The sequence below is a fragment of the Lentimonas sp. CC4 genome (assembly GCF_902728235.1).
Taxonomy (GTDB): domain Bacteria; phylum Verrucomicrobiota; class Verrucomicrobiia; order Opitutales; family Coraliomargaritaceae; genus Lentimonas.
The window spans coordinates 3,296,663-3,308,948 of sequence record NZ_CACVBO010000001.1 but is presented as its reverse complement, the minus strand read 5'-3'; the positions used below and the strand labels follow the sequence as shown (position 1 = coordinate 3,308,948).

The window sequence follows — 12,286 nt, the reverse complement described above, 5'->3', positions numbered from 1 at the left end:
GTAAGAATTACAAATTGCATGGGAAAATCATACCGCGAGTTGATAAAGCACTTGAACTCCCGTAGAACATGGCATGACAACACTTCGCGAACAAACAGATGCTCAGATTGAAAAAACGCGCTCGGCCAAACCCGAGTTTATGCAATCCGTGGATGACGTCTTGGACGAAGCACGTAACTTCGAAGCTGGCAGCCATACTCCAGAGATTGGAGCACCCGCACCTGATTTTGAATTGCCTGATGCGTCAGGTCGTCGAATCGCACTTTCAAAGTTGCTGGCCAAGGGACCACTGATTGTGAGCTTTTACCGAGGCAGTTGGTGCCCCTACTGTAACCTGGAACTTCGTGCGCTTCAGAACCGACTCGCTGAAATCCATGCTCAGGGGGCGGAATTGGTCTTAATTAGCCCTCAAATGCCGGATGCTTCGTTATCGCAGCGCGAAAAGAGCGACTTAGATTTCCCCGTCCTCTCCGATCAAGGAGCGAGTGTTGCCGCCCGTTATGGTGTCGCTTGGGAAGTGCCTGAGCTTCTCCTAGAGCATATGCGAGTGGATCGGAAACTTGATTTAGCCGCCATCAATGGAGGCAATGGCAACATTCTTCCGATTCCAGCTACATTTGTTGTCAACCGCGAGGGCATAGTGGTCTGGAAGTTTGTTGATGTGGATTATCGAAAACGTGCCGAACCGTCTGATATTCTCGAAGCATTGGAGCGCCTTTAACGGGAGGCGTCGCTGCTGTCATTCGCCTTTGGGGCGAGGACCTGTTTTCGTTCCTTTGGCGAAAATCGATGCGTTATTGGTTCGTGCCATCTCGACTCGATAGCCCACCGCTTGAAGGGTATGACGCAACGCCATAGGGTGCGCGGAAAAAGAAAAATGTCTGTAACTCGCTTATCTATCATGACCGCTGTCGCCTTAGTGGCTTTTGCGGGAAATTCAGTTCTTTGCCGTGTGGCTCTTAAGGGCGAATTGATCGATGCAAATCTGTTTACGGCAGTTCGTATCATTTCTGGCGCGCTGGCTTGGTTCAGCTTTTATCTGTTTCAAAATAAAGCAAAGCAGCTCATGCACAGTGGCACACTGGCTGGAGGGCTGTCTCTGGCGATATACATGGTCTCATTTTCTTGGGCTTATCTTGATTTAGATACAGGGGTCGGAGCGCTCATTCTATTTGGACTGGTGCAAATCACGATGGTAGTTTGGTCCATTGCGCGTGGCGAGCTGCCTTCGAAGCTTCAAGTCAGTGGGCTGACGCTCGCGCTCATTGGCTTGGCTTGGCTTCTTCTAGTCCCTGGTGTCGGGGCTCCTGCGCTCTCTGCTGGACTGATGATGGCGACCTCTGGCGTTGCTTGGGGTGCGTATACGCTTCTGGGACAGGCTTCTACGGATCCGGTTCGAGATACGGCTGGTAACTTCTTAAGAGCTAGTCCAGTTGCTTTGCTTATTATAATTGTGTCTCTGGATTCCTTAGTTTGGTCCAGTGCAGGGCTGGTTTGGGCTGTAATGTCTGGTGTTTTAGCTTCGGCGACTGGTTACGCGATTTGGTATATGGTGTTACGAGAATTAAGCGCAACACGAGCGGCTGGTTTGCAATTAGTGGTGCCTGTGCTGGCATCATTTGGTGGCCTGCTGTTCGCTTCTGAACAGCTGACTGGCCGGCTGCTCTCTGCGTCGGCTCTAATTCTTGGTGGAGTAGCTTTAGTGCTCAAAAAGAAACGTGTTGCGAGTCGCTAATCGGAGTTGAAGGTCCCGACTCGCTCAGGCGATATCTTCCGATGTTGTCAGCGTCTTACCCTTACCTTGCGTGGCATTCATCTTCACTAAATGGAGCAGGGGGTTAATCAGATCTATATATTTTACTTTTTACCCCCTTTGGGTTGGCCACTAGATGTGACTGCGCCATCCATGCCGTTTCACTATTTTCGTTACGACCTGAAGAGCCATTCGTCGAGGTATATCAAAAAAGATCGGATCATTTGACAACCTGATTGATGTAATTAAAGTGTTCGCAGCTATTAGTAGAAGCTGCTAAGGGGCTGTGATGTCATATCCAACTGAACTGCTCGTCGGCGTAGCCACACTACGCCTTCAGTAACTATCATTACGCACACATTTGAGACTTCATTTTTCATGAGACACATTACAGCAGTCGCTTTATCGCGCTTAACCAAATCAGTCCTAATTGGAATTTTAGCCACACCATTAGCGGGATATGCAATTGTTCTATCAACCGACTTCCAAGACTACCAAGCAGCGGATACAGACGACCTCACCTATGGACTTGTAACCACTTTTCCGAGCACCGGCGACATTGGTGGGTTCTATAAGCTAAAAAGTGGTCAACAGTGGGTAGGCCAGAATCCCGACGCCACCAAAGGCAATACCTCTAGCCAAGTGCTAGGCGGAGGAGATCAGACCGTTAATTCGAATGCGGGTGATTTTTACTTCCCGGATTACGAATACCTAGACGGCATGACGGTCAAATTTGATTTCTACAACTCACGTGATGGCACCAATGAAAACGACAGTGTGCGTGTTTCTATGCTTAATATTGATGAAGACCCAGAGCCTAGTTTTGAGATCCGCAATGACCGTGAAGGCTCAATTTTTATAGGTGGTGTTAAACAGACAGCCGTCACTAACTTCGGTGCTAATACGTGGCAGAGCTTTACATTCTCTTTTGCGCGTGGTTCCGGAGGTCTGTATGATATGGCTTGGGAGCTGCAAAACCTAGATGCTGTAGAGACCAGTGTCAGTGGCACGGTTTTAGATCTAGACTTGGACGAGGACTTCAACGCTGGCTTTACGAACGGTCTTCGAGTTGATTTTTTTGACCAGAACGATGGAACAAATCATAAAGCATATGCAGACAACCTTCTCGTGACAGTCGTGCCTGAGCCTTCTGCGGCGGCACTCTTGATTGGAGTCGCTAGCTTGGGCTTAGTCTTTAGGCGTCGCTCCGTGCGACGTGCTTAACTACTTGCTGCAGTTATAGTGTTTTCATGTTTGTGGTGCCCCTCGATCAAGTTTTTTCCGGTGCCTGAGCGGCGTAATAGGGCTCAACCGTTTCCAGGTGACCTTGCACGATTTTGCTGATTGCTTCGGCGGGCATCTCGCCTTTGTGCAGCTCGAAAATCGCGACGAGGAGCGCGAGTTCAATGTCCATTTTCTTAGGAGTGGTCGCCTTCATCTCCGCTAGGATTTCGAGCGCCTTCGTTTCGGCTTTCTTGTAGTATTTGAAATTTTCTTCAATCGGCGTAGTCATCCGTTGCAGGATTATCCGATTACTCTCGTAGTCAAGCGACTAGGTGTCGTGGACTGAGCGTATGCATGCCATCATTGACTGTTGCCGAAGTCTTGTGTCAACTATCACCGATGCCCTTGTGTCATGCTTGGTCGTCCTTACGAATTACGATTAAGAAAACATGATAATCTAGACCTTCGGCATTAAATGCCATACGGTTTTTTATCTTCTAACAAATATAACCTTATGTTCAAAGGCATCCTAATTGAAAAAGACGAGGCGGGTTACCGTGTGGCGCTACAAGACATCGACGAGAGTCGATTACCTGATGGCGACGTCACGATACGAGTGGACTATTCGACGCTCAATTATAAGGACGCGCTCGCCATTACTGGCAAGGGACCAATCGCGCGTAGGTTTCCCATGGTGCCAGGGGTCGATCTGGTCGGTAAAGTCGAGCACTCTAGCCACTCCAGTTATGATACCGGCGATGTGGTCATCTTGAATGGATGGGGCATTGGTGAGAAACACTGGGGAGGCCTTGCGCAAAAGGCACGAGTTGACGGGAATTGGCTGGTTCCCCTTCGAGGCCGATTCAGCCCACAGGAGGCAATGTCAGTCGGCACTGCTGGCTACGCGGCGATGCTTTGCGTCATGGCACTCGAGCGCCATGGAGTCACACCCGATAAAGGAGAGATATTGGTCACAGGAGCAGCGGGAGGTGTTGGCAGTGTCGCCACTGTGGTGCTCACTAAACTCGGCTACAGCGTAGTCGCGGTCAGTGGAAGGCCAGAGGAGAGAGACTACATCAAGAGCCTCGGTGCGGTTGAGATTCTAGATCGCGACGTTTTTACAAGTCCAGGCAAGCCCTTGGGCGAGGTGCGTTGGGCAGGCGCAGTCGATGTCGTCGGCAGTCAAACACTGGCAAATGTCTGCGCAACAATGCAATATCGAGGCGTTGTTGCAGCCTGTGGTCTTGCGGGTGGCATGAATTTTCCGGCTACCGTCGCTCCCTTCATTCTGCGTGGCGTCACCTTAGCCGGCATCGACAGTGTCATGTGTCCACGATTGGAACGTCTGGAGGCATGGCGCCGTCTAGCCCGCGATCTCGATCTTTCAAAACTCGCAACAATTAGCACAGAAGTCGGTCTGAGTGAATTAATACCATACGCCTCAAAAATGTTAAACGGCGAACTCAGAGGGCGTGTGGTAGTGGATGTGAATCGCTAATGCATCTCGGGAGATTTGAAATCTCAGGTCATACCACAAGATGTGGCAAAGACTATTCTCTGAGAATTACAGACGCGAAATATAGAAACTGACTGAGACCTCTTTTCTGGCTTTTATCCGTTTCCCCCGTTGTGGTTTAGGGGGAATCCAGTCTCGACAGGCGATCAAACGAATCTCTGACTGATTCATTATCATGCCTAACAATCACGACAAAAAGCCGACTGAACCACACGCAGAAAACATGGTTTGGACGCGAATCTTCTATGGCCGCGAAGTCATGGAGCGTATCATCGAGACCATCTCTCGTAAGGAAGCCCTGCAGCAGCGCTATATCTGGCGCTATATTATGCGCGCAGCGATGGCGGGCTTTATCGTGACGCTCATGTATGTATTTACTTATCAGGTGAAGGCAGATTTGGGAGATGCACTTCATCTTGGTATTTCAAAATACATCACCGCGCTCACTTTCAGTGTGGCACTGGTCTTCATCTATTTCACCAATTCTGAACTACTCACCAGTAACTTTATGTATTTCACGGTGGGTGTTTACTACCGGAAAATCAAAACTTCAAGAGCGCTGCGCGTGTTGAGTCTCTGCCTCTTTGGCAATATGCTAGGCATTGTTTTTATCGCAGCCTTAGTGGCTTCCTCCCATATCGTTTCGCCTGAGATGAGTCATCTTCTGCTACACACCGTTGATGCGAAGACGATTGGTAGCGGTGCGTGGACTATTTTCGTCAAGGGGATCTTTGCTAATTTCTTCATCAACATCGCGATCATCATTGCGATGCAACTCGGCGATGACTTCATCGCTAAGATCTTCACACTCGTCGCGGGGGTCACCGTGTTTGCTTACATGGGCTTCGAACACGTTGTGGCCAACTCGGCGCTCTTTGTTCTCGCGCTCATGCTCGAACCCTCTGCCGTGGACTTGTTTCACACTGGCAAAAATTTCGTCTTTTCGCTTTTAGGGAACTACGTCGGAGGCGGCCTTATCATTGGCCTCTTCTACGCATTCCTCAACGGTGGCCGAAAGTTCGAGACTGAATAGGGGCTTCGCACAAGACGGCCTCAAGATCTTTTCTTTAGCTGACGCGGGGAGTAGGGGAGTGTTGACGAATCTTTAGATTTTACGTTTACCCCTTCTTTCGACCCCTCATTCAACTGATGATAGGTCATGATTGATGGACTGTGCGTCATTGTTCCGCAGGTCCTTCGCCCTTTTTCTTAAGTATTTCCCAGTGCCGTGCGTGCGTTGCCTGCAGGCCAGCGCCGTCATGCCGCGTGACGGTTATACCAGCCTAGGGTTCTTTGGGATCCTCATCGGTCGGCAGGCATTTTAACCTAGATTCGTCAGTCGGTATGGGCTCTGATTCTTAAACCGTTAATGGACATTAATTAACGTCAATCTAACTCACTGCCAGAATGGCGAATGAGCTATCTCTCGATTCTTCATTGTAGGCGTTGTTTAAGTGTTTAAACAGTATGCTCTTAGGATAAATGATTAACGTGCATTCACGTTTATTAACGGTTAAACTCACTTATTTAGGTTTAAGAGAGGTTGTAATCCTTTTACTGACCTAAAGGTATTGAATCATACACGATGACCTTTGACCATAGGTCCATGCATTCTTCGACGAACTCCGTGTGAGCAGGTTCGGCTTGATACTTTGCCTGAGCTTCGGCGGATTCAAAGCTAAGAACTAAGGAGTAAGTAAAGGAACCATCGACGACATCGCGCGACGCCTTTGGAGCCACCCCAATATAGCGTGTCTTAGCGTATTGAGTCGCGCTCATGAACTGCTTGACTGAGGTTTCAAATTTTTTCCGGTCGGCTGCATTATCTGGTTGTTTTAGCCAAAAATACACCACGTGTGAGAACTCGGGATTAAACTCCAGAGTGCCTGTATCTTCTGCGAAGCTTTGCCAGGGAGAGAGTAGTGATAGAAGTAGAGATAAGAGGATCGTTTTTTTCATCATGATACAGGGTGGAAGGCATACGGTTCTTAGCAAGCGAACTAATATTTTAGATTACTTACGTCACAGAGGAATGACAAATACTTAGCGAGACCTCCTGCGACAAATGGCAAATAACAATATGCTCAGACTTAGGATAATGGCGTAGTTACTGGGTTCTGGCACAACTGTGATGCCATTGGATTGAACGAGGCGAAGGTTCTCCGGGAACGAACCAAACCCATTGCCGAGGTTCATTCCGAATGTGTAGCTTTGGCCCGCCGCGAGAGTCTCTGCATAGCTAGGGGCACCAAATGCGTAATCAGCGTCGTAATCGCCTAGGAGTTGAACACTATTCCAGGAACTGGTGATGGAGCGATCTAGTTCAAAGCCGACAATCCAGTTGTCCAGGCTCACTTCGCTACTGTTAGAGATTGTTATGTTAATGGTTGCACCAGTAAGCCACTCGTTGGTGGCAACGTAGCTAATAGCGATGCCGTCGACTGCTGGCGCTGGATCTGGAGTCACAAAGTCACTGCTATCGTCATCGATATCTGAGTCCCCGCTGTTTGAGCCAGTGATCACGACATTCGTAGGTGTGGCAGTTGTAGGAGCAGCGCCCGCAACGTATTGAATGACGGCAGAGTCACCTGCGCCTAGAGTGCTATTCTGATATGAAAAAGCCGTGAAAGTGTAGTTCCAGAGGCCGTCGGCGAAATTGCTTTGAACTCGATTAGAGTCCCAAGAACTGGTGATTTTCGAGGTGAGGCTAAATGAAACCTCCCAGTCTTCTAAATCAGTGTCTTCATCATTTTCGACAGTTATGCTAGCTTGGTAGCCACTTCCCCAGTTGTTTGTTTGCTCAAAATTAAATATAATTCCATGAGCCTGAGTGAATCCGCTCAGGTAAAGTAGAGTAACTATTTTGACGAAATGCTTCATTGTGGATGAAAATATTAGTGTATATATCGGTGCAATAATAAGGACAACTGCTCATGGATCGTGGATTTATACACATCCTTACAAGACAATTGAGTTTTGGTCGTCAACTTTTAGTCCAGTTTTTTTTGACGAATTGTCTGATGTAATGTGGTTGCAGGTGTGAACCCCTAACAGGCTGTCGTCGTTTCGATTCGTATCTGTCAGCTTAGCCTTTTGTTTAATGCTACAGTGTAGCGTTGCCAGTTGATTGTGTGATCCTCTTATTATACGAATTCCGCTTTTTAGTTTTAAAGGGTGAGTTGTATCCTCCTGGTAACCATGTATATAGGAATTCATAGATGAGTCATTCGAAAATCCCTCAAAATAATCAACGAATCACATCACTTGATGCAATTCGCGGTTTGGCCATTTTCGGTATTTTATTAGCCAACATTCAAAGCTGGAGTGGCTACCGGTTTATCGAGTTGGAGGATATTCCCAGTCTGTATGGTTCCGACTCAGATGATGCCTTATACACGGTCTACCAATGGCTGGTGAGCGGCAAGTTCTACACGATTTTCTGCCTGCTTTTCGGTGCTGGATTTTGGCTACAATGGCAGCGCAAGCAGGGGCAGGCGGAGACTTGGGTGCCTGTATACCGCAAGCGTTTGGCATGGTTGCTTGTCTTTGGTCTGTTACATACAGTGATTTGGTCTGGTGACATTTTGACCCTTTATGCTTTGCTTGGATTCGTGATGCTCATGATGCGGAAACTGTCGACTGTGAGCCGAAAATGGCTCGCGGGGTTCCTGCTGCTCTGTTTTATGATACCGTCTTTTGCCATGCTGATGTTCGCACCCGGGTGGCCTGGTGTTGAGCAGGTTGCACACAAAACGTATCCGACTTGGGCCGCCAATGATATCGTGATGGTGTTGACCACTGGAGATATCCTCGAATACCTGAAACTCAACTTGCACAACGTGGCTTGGCGTTGGTATGACATGCTCCCTGATGGTCGAATTACAAGAGTGCTCGGTTTGTTTCTTCTCGGCGGCTTGTTGATCGAGAGTGGCTTTTTCTCCAAGTGGGGAGGGCATTTGCGCACGATTGCAATCGCCGCCATTATGGGCTTTAGCGGCTTGGCTCTGACTCAATTCCTTGGTGGATCGGCTGGCGATCAGTGGCCAGTGGCACCGCAACAGGTTTTCGCTAAGGCTTGCTCGGTCATTGGACAGCTTGGCGTGGCGATCATGTATATGGGGCTGCTGATCCGAGCTGATCAACACCTCCAAGGATGGCTGAGAGCTCCGATCAACTGGCTAGCGAACATTGGTAAAACGGCTTTCACCTGCTACATTTCACAAACGCTGATTGGCCTGTGGCTGTTTAGTGTGTTCGATTTGGCTGGTTCAGTTGGACTTGGAGCCTTGTGGCTGATCGCAGTTGTCATTTACGGCGCACAAGTCGTCCTAGCTCATTGGTGGCTGAGTCACTTCAAAATGGGTCCGGTGGAATCGTTGTGGCGCCGCCTGTCCGAGGCTAGATAGAATCCGCGGTTTGAGCATCGTTTCTGCCGCACAGTCATTAAAGTTAAGGAGAGCCGCTGTCGTGGAGGTGTTATGCTTTAAAGCGTATGCCATTGTGTTGTTCCACTTTATTAAAGTTTATGGGGAGGCTTCATGGGAGGTGGATTGCTGAGGTGTATGGAACGTAAAATCAGTTATGCAACGGGCGTCTCGAAGAGCGACTGTTTTGCACTCCTGCCATTCGACAGATCGGCAAGCTGACCGCAGACAAGCGAATGGTTAAAAGCAGATAGGAGTCGCATACGCCAAACCTATAGTCAGTAAACCTAGATTCGGGAGTTCGAAGTTAGCATTTCTGCGTCAGAGACTTACGGGATATTGAGGACTCGCCAACTTGGCGAGCCGACCTCGCTGTTGATATGTTGTCACTTTATAGTATTTCCCACTCTGCAAAAGTGGCGGCCTGGCCGACGTGCTTACCTGTGATGTCGAGTAGCATCCAGATGCGCGCCGAATTGATGTAGAACCGCTTTCCGGTCGCACTGATGCGGACACCGCGATAATTGTCTGAGTAGCCTTGAGCCGCGACATCGTCTAGCAATTGCTGACGTTCGTCGCGGTGCATTGACTCTGCAGAATAACGCGAGGGCAGGGCGGTTAAAGTCGCCCAGTCCATCTCAAAGAGGCGCTGTGCTGCTGTATTACCGTAGTTAAAGATAGGGTCAGCTTGTGTGCCATGCGAAAGCACCACGAAGCGAGCGTCCATGAGGCGCTCCGCTTCATCACTGCCACGTAGAATTAGATCGTTTCCGAAACAACGATAATAGTTGTCGAGTAGTAGCTTAGTGTGTGTCGAGTCTGTCACTGTTCAGAGTTTCCAATAGCTTGGGGCAAGTTTTGTTGAATACTTAAAATGTTGCCACGAAAAACGCAGTAATATCTAGGTTTTAGCAGCATCGTGGGTGCTTACCTTTGGGGATCTAGAAACATATGATTGGCCTTCGTTACCCCGCGGTCATAGGTGCAGAAGGTATCCGTTGCCGCTTCGGTTTTGCTGTGAATCTTGATGTTTGTAATCACTTCAACCGCACCAGCCTCATAGCAGGCCTGCTGAGCTTCAGTGACGATCTTGAGTAGCTGTGTCAGCTCACCTTTCATCGTTGTCTCCATGGCGCTGACTTGGAAGGGGACACCAGCGGCTTTGACGACTGAAATGGCTTTGTCCACCACTTCAAAATTATTACCTGCTTTCAGCCGGGGGATGACTTGGAACGCGAGCATTACGTTCTTCGTGGGGTCTGTGTTTTTAGGCATGTGTTTATGTTCTGAGCGATTGAAAAAGGGGGGATAGTTATATGAAGGTTGTTGTGCGCCAAGGCCGTAATGTGGGCACCTATAAAAGTTGTCTTGCTCAAGGGACTTCAGTAGGTCTGTGGGGCCAAGCCTCAGAGCTCTCTTTGGCGGATCTTAATTTTCCTGATATGAGCTAGTCGGACTGTTGTCTTTGCCACCTTTACACCTTTTTATTTCTGGCTGAAAAACAAGATACTATGAAAAATATTTTTGATAAACAAGTGATCCTTTTACTGACCCTGATGTTGGGGGGCTTTCAGTTGGCACATGCGCAGGAGAGCCATTCCGCTGCGTTGACGAAGCGTTCTGCCATGAAGGCAGATACGGATAACGTGGTATCCGCGAAAGGGCAGTGGGCGAAATTGGCTGGTCGATTCGCGAAGCGACCGGAGTTTGCTTATGTGGAAAATGCCCCGGATCTGCCCAATGTCTTGATTTACGGTGATTCGATCTCAATCGGATACACTCAGCGAGTGCGTAAGAATATCGGAGTTCAGGCGAATGTGTATCGTTTGTATAAAAACGGAGGGAACTCCACTGTTCTTATTCCTGCGATGACGCAAATGCACGATGTCATGCGCGACGTGACGCTAGATCAGCCTTGGACGTTCCAGTGGGACGTCATTCATTTCAACGTAGGCTTGCACGATCTCACTGTAATAGAACCTACCGACAATGGCAGCGAGCCTGAGTCGAGGACGTCGATCGAGGACTATAAGAAAAACCTGAGAAGCATCTTGGCCTATTTGCAGGAACTCGCACCTGATGCGAAGCTCATCTTCGCGACGACCACTCCTGTGCCGGAAGGAGCCTTCAATCCTACAAGAATCGCGGGTGATTCCAAAAAATACAATGAAGCAGCGCTCGAAGTGTTGGCGGACTATCCCGAGGTCATCATCAACGATCTATTCACGCTCACAAAGCCCAATCAACCCAAGTGGTGGAGCGAACCCGGTAATGTTCATTACAACAAGACTGGTAGCAACGCGCAGGGCGATCAGGTGGCCGAAACCATTCTCAAGGCTCTGGAGCAGAGCGACGCAGAATAATCCTTTTCCTTTTGGGCGGTAGCAGGTGAGCTAGTCGAACAGTTCGTTTGCCCCCGAAGGGGACGAAGCGCTCTAGAAGCCCCGCGGATTACGTCCATTGCCGCGCTTGCGCTGCTGCTTAACCATCGGCGGGTTCTCCAAGTGGAGGCTATACCATTCGTCCCCCAATCCTGCATTGGAGAAACTCTTTGCACGGTCATTGGTGAGGTGATCCCAGTTCTTAGTGAAGGTCTCGACTCCAGTGGCTTCCTTGGCTTTCAACAAGACCTGACGGGCTTCATCAGGCTTGCCTGCCTTCACGTAGATCCACGACATCAAGCCGTAAAGCAACGTGCCGCGGTCGCCGCGAAACCACAGTATCTTGCGCTTGAAGACCTTTTTCGCGCCCGCCAAATCATCGTTCTTGTAACAGCGCGCCATCCGCATGGCCACCGCCATGGGTTCCATCATCATCGGGCCCCTTAAGAATCCGCAGGTGGCAAGAATCTCGTCCACCTTGTCGAACTCCTTGAGCTGGTAGTTAAACTGTAGGCGCATGGTCGCAATCTGGCGTCCCGTGAGCAAGGACCAGTTCCGGAAGGGTTCGAGTCCCTTGGTGAGCTCTAAGCCTTGCTTGCACATGGCCTTTTGATCCATTTCGAGCTGGCTTTGTATCTGCTTAATGTTGCCGCCGGGCTTGTTCTGGAATTGCTGCACCTTCCGCTGCATGCGCCTCTGAGCGGCTTCCATACTTTCCTGAAGCACACCTTGAGCCTTGGACATCTTTTTCCGAACCAAGAATCCGACCAAGAAAAACGTGCCAGTAAATCCAACTAGGCTAAAGAAGACCGTTGTCCCCGTGCTAAACTGCGAAGCGATTGAGGCACTAGCCACTGCGAGTGCGACCAGCGCTGAAATGAGAAGTGAATACATATTTTGAGACTGTTTTATCTAATAAAAGTGAATCCGAACTTTTGAATGTCCAAAGAGGACATGAGCACCAGAAAGGCGACAAAGGTCAAGCCTA

Annotated in this window: 13 protein-coding genes; 7 read left to right on the top strand and 6 right to left on the bottom strand. The window is 49.2% G+C overall.

Annotation, left to right across the window (positions count from 1 at the left end; translation table 11 throughout):
• Positions 1–73: 73 nt before the first annotated feature.
• The 3 genes from GZZ87_RS14155 to GZZ87_RS14145 all read left to right on the top strand — a co-directional run bounded on the left by GZZ87_RS14155 (position 74) and on the right by GZZ87_RS14145 (position 2,977).
• Positions 74–721 carry a peroxiredoxin-like family protein gene (locus tag GZZ87_RS14155; RefSeq protein ID WP_162026468.1) on the top strand — a complete coding sequence of 216 codons (648 nt, stop codon included), beginning with the start codon at positions 74–76 and terminating at the stop codon, positions 719–721.
• A 180-nt stretch (positions 722–901) separates the two neighbouring features.
• On the top strand, positions 902–1,735 hold the full coding sequence (locus GZZ87_RS14150) for a DMT family transporter (protein ID WP_244648112.1): 834 nt from the start codon (positions 902–904) through the stop codon (positions 1,733–1,735).
• Positions 1,736–2,131: 396 nt separating this feature from the next.
• Positions 2,132–2,977 carry a PEP-CTERM sorting domain-containing protein gene (locus GZZ87_RS14145; RefSeq protein WP_162026466.1) on the top strand — a complete coding sequence of 282 codons (846 nt, stop codon included), beginning with the start codon at positions 2,132–2,134 and terminating at the stop codon, positions 2,975–2,977.
• A gap of 46 nt (positions 2,978–3,023) precedes the next feature.
• Here the strand turns inward: GZZ87_RS14145 and GZZ87_RS14140 are convergent, their stop codons facing one another.
• Positions 3,024–3,266: a hypothetical protein gene (locus tag GZZ87_RS14140; protein WP_162026465.1), complete on the bottom strand. Its 243-nt coding sequence runs from the start codon at positions 3,264–3,266 to the stop codon at positions 3,024–3,026.
• A 225-nt stretch (positions 3,267–3,491) separates the two neighbouring features.
• Between GZZ87_RS14140 and GZZ87_RS14135 the strand changes: the two genes are divergently transcribed.
• A complete protein-coding gene (locus GZZ87_RS14135) occupies positions 3,492–4,475 on the top strand; it encodes an MDR family oxidoreductase (RefSeq protein ID WP_162026463.1) in 984 nt (327 codons plus the stop codon).
• A 193-nt stretch (positions 4,476–4,668) separates the two neighbouring features.
• The gene (locus GZZ87_RS14130; protein WP_162026462.1) at positions 4,669–5,526 is read left to right on the top strand and encodes a formate/nitrite transporter family protein; all 858 of its coding nucleotides are present in this window, start codon (positions 4,669–4,671) and stop codon (positions 5,524–5,526) included.
• A gap of 521 nt (positions 5,527–6,047) precedes the next feature.
• Here the strand turns inward: GZZ87_RS14130 and GZZ87_RS14125 are convergent.
• Both GZZ87_RS14125 and GZZ87_RS14120 read right to left on the bottom strand, forming a co-directional pair.
• The gene (locus GZZ87_RS14125; RefSeq protein ID WP_348534065.1) at positions 6,048–6,455 is read right to left on the bottom strand and encodes a Dabb family protein; all 408 of its coding nucleotides are present in this window, start codon (positions 6,453–6,455) and stop codon (positions 6,048–6,050) included.
• A gap of 81 nt (positions 6,456–6,536) precedes the next feature.
• A complete protein-coding gene (locus GZZ87_RS14120) occupies positions 6,537–7,373 on the bottom strand; it encodes a cellulose binding domain-containing protein (RefSeq protein WP_162026460.1) in 837 nt (278 codons plus the stop codon).
• A gap of 338 nt (positions 7,374–7,711) precedes the next feature.
• Here GZZ87_RS14120 and GZZ87_RS14115 point away from each other — a divergent pair, with 338 nt between their 5' ends.
• Positions 7,712–8,899 (top strand): DUF418 domain-containing protein, encoded by a 1,188-nt coding sequence (locus GZZ87_RS14115; RefSeq protein WP_162026458.1) that lies wholly within the window; start codon positions 7,712–7,714, stop codon positions 8,897–8,899.
• Positions 8,900–9,308: 409 nt separating this feature from the next.
• Here GZZ87_RS14115 and GZZ87_RS14110 read toward each other — a convergent pair whose 3' ends face one another.
• Both GZZ87_RS14110 and GZZ87_RS14105 read right to left on the bottom strand, forming a co-directional pair.
• The gene (locus tag GZZ87_RS14110; protein WP_162026457.1) at positions 9,309–9,743 is read right to left on the bottom strand and encodes an MEKHLA domain-containing protein; all 435 of its coding nucleotides are present in this window, start codon (positions 9,741–9,743) and stop codon (positions 9,309–9,311) included.
• A gap of 101 nt (positions 9,744–9,844) precedes the next feature.
• The gene (locus tag GZZ87_RS14105; RefSeq protein WP_162026455.1) at positions 9,845–10,192 is read right to left on the bottom strand and encodes a thiamine-binding protein; all 348 of its coding nucleotides are present in this window, start codon (positions 10,190–10,192) and stop codon (positions 9,845–9,847) included.
• Positions 10,193–10,428: 236 nt separating this feature from the next.
• Between GZZ87_RS14105 and GZZ87_RS14100 the strand changes: the two genes are divergently transcribed.
• A complete protein-coding gene (locus tag GZZ87_RS14100; RefSeq protein WP_162026453.1) occupies positions 10,429–11,280 on the top strand; it encodes an SGNH/GDSL hydrolase family protein in 852 nt (283 codons plus the stop codon).
• 72 nt (positions 11,281–11,352) lie between these two features.
• Here the strand turns inward: GZZ87_RS14100 and GZZ87_RS14095 are convergent, their stop codons facing one another.
• Positions 11,353–12,192 (bottom strand): hypothetical protein, encoded by an 840-nt coding sequence (locus tag GZZ87_RS14095; RefSeq protein WP_162026452.1) that lies wholly within the window; start codon positions 12,190–12,192, stop codon positions 11,353–11,355.
• Between the last annotated feature and the right edge of the window lie 94 nt (positions 12,193–12,286).

Coding starts and splice junctions, on each gene's coding strand:
- GZZ87_RS14150 (WP_244648112.1), top strand. CDS start 902: ATGACCGCTGTCGCCTTAGTGGCTTTTGCGGGAAATTCAGTTCTTTGC.
- GZZ87_RS14130 (WP_162026462.1), top strand. CDS start 4,669: ATGCCTAACAATCACGACAAAAAGCCGACTGAACCACACGCAGAAAAC.
- GZZ87_RS14145 (WP_162026466.1), top strand. CDS start 2,132: ATGAGACACATTACAGCAGTCGCTTTATCGCGCTTAACCAAATCAGTC.
- GZZ87_RS14140 (WP_162026465.1), bottom strand. CDS start 3,266: ATGACTACGCCGATTGAAGAAAATTTCAAATACTACAAGAAAGCCGAA.
- GZZ87_RS14135 (WP_162026463.1), top strand. CDS start 3,492: ATGTTCAAAGGCATCCTAATTGAAAAAGACGAGGCGGGTTACCGTGTG.
- GZZ87_RS14105 (WP_162026455.1), bottom strand. CDS start 10,192: ATGCCTAAAAACACAGACCCCACGAAGAACGTAATGCTCGCGTTCCAA.
- GZZ87_RS14120 (WP_162026460.1), bottom strand. CDS start 7,373: ATGAAGCATTTCGTCAAAATAGTTACTCTACTTTACCTGAGCGGATTC.
- GZZ87_RS14115 (WP_162026458.1), top strand. CDS start 7,712: ATGAGTCATTCGAAAATCCCTCAAAATAATCAACGAATCACATCACTT.
- GZZ87_RS14095 (WP_162026452.1), bottom strand. CDS start 12,192: ATGTATTCACTTCTCATTTCAGCGCTGGTCGCACTCGCAGTGGCTAGT.
- GZZ87_RS14100 (WP_162026453.1), top strand. CDS start 10,429: ATGAAAAATATTTTTGATAAACAAGTGATCCTTTTACTGACCCTGATG.
- GZZ87_RS14125 (WP_348534065.1), bottom strand. CDS start 6,455: ATGATGAAAAAAACGATCCTCTTATCTCTACTTCTATCACTACTCTCT.
- GZZ87_RS14155 (WP_162026468.1), top strand. CDS start 74: ATGACAACACTTCGCGAACAAACAGATGCTCAGATTGAAAAAACGCGC.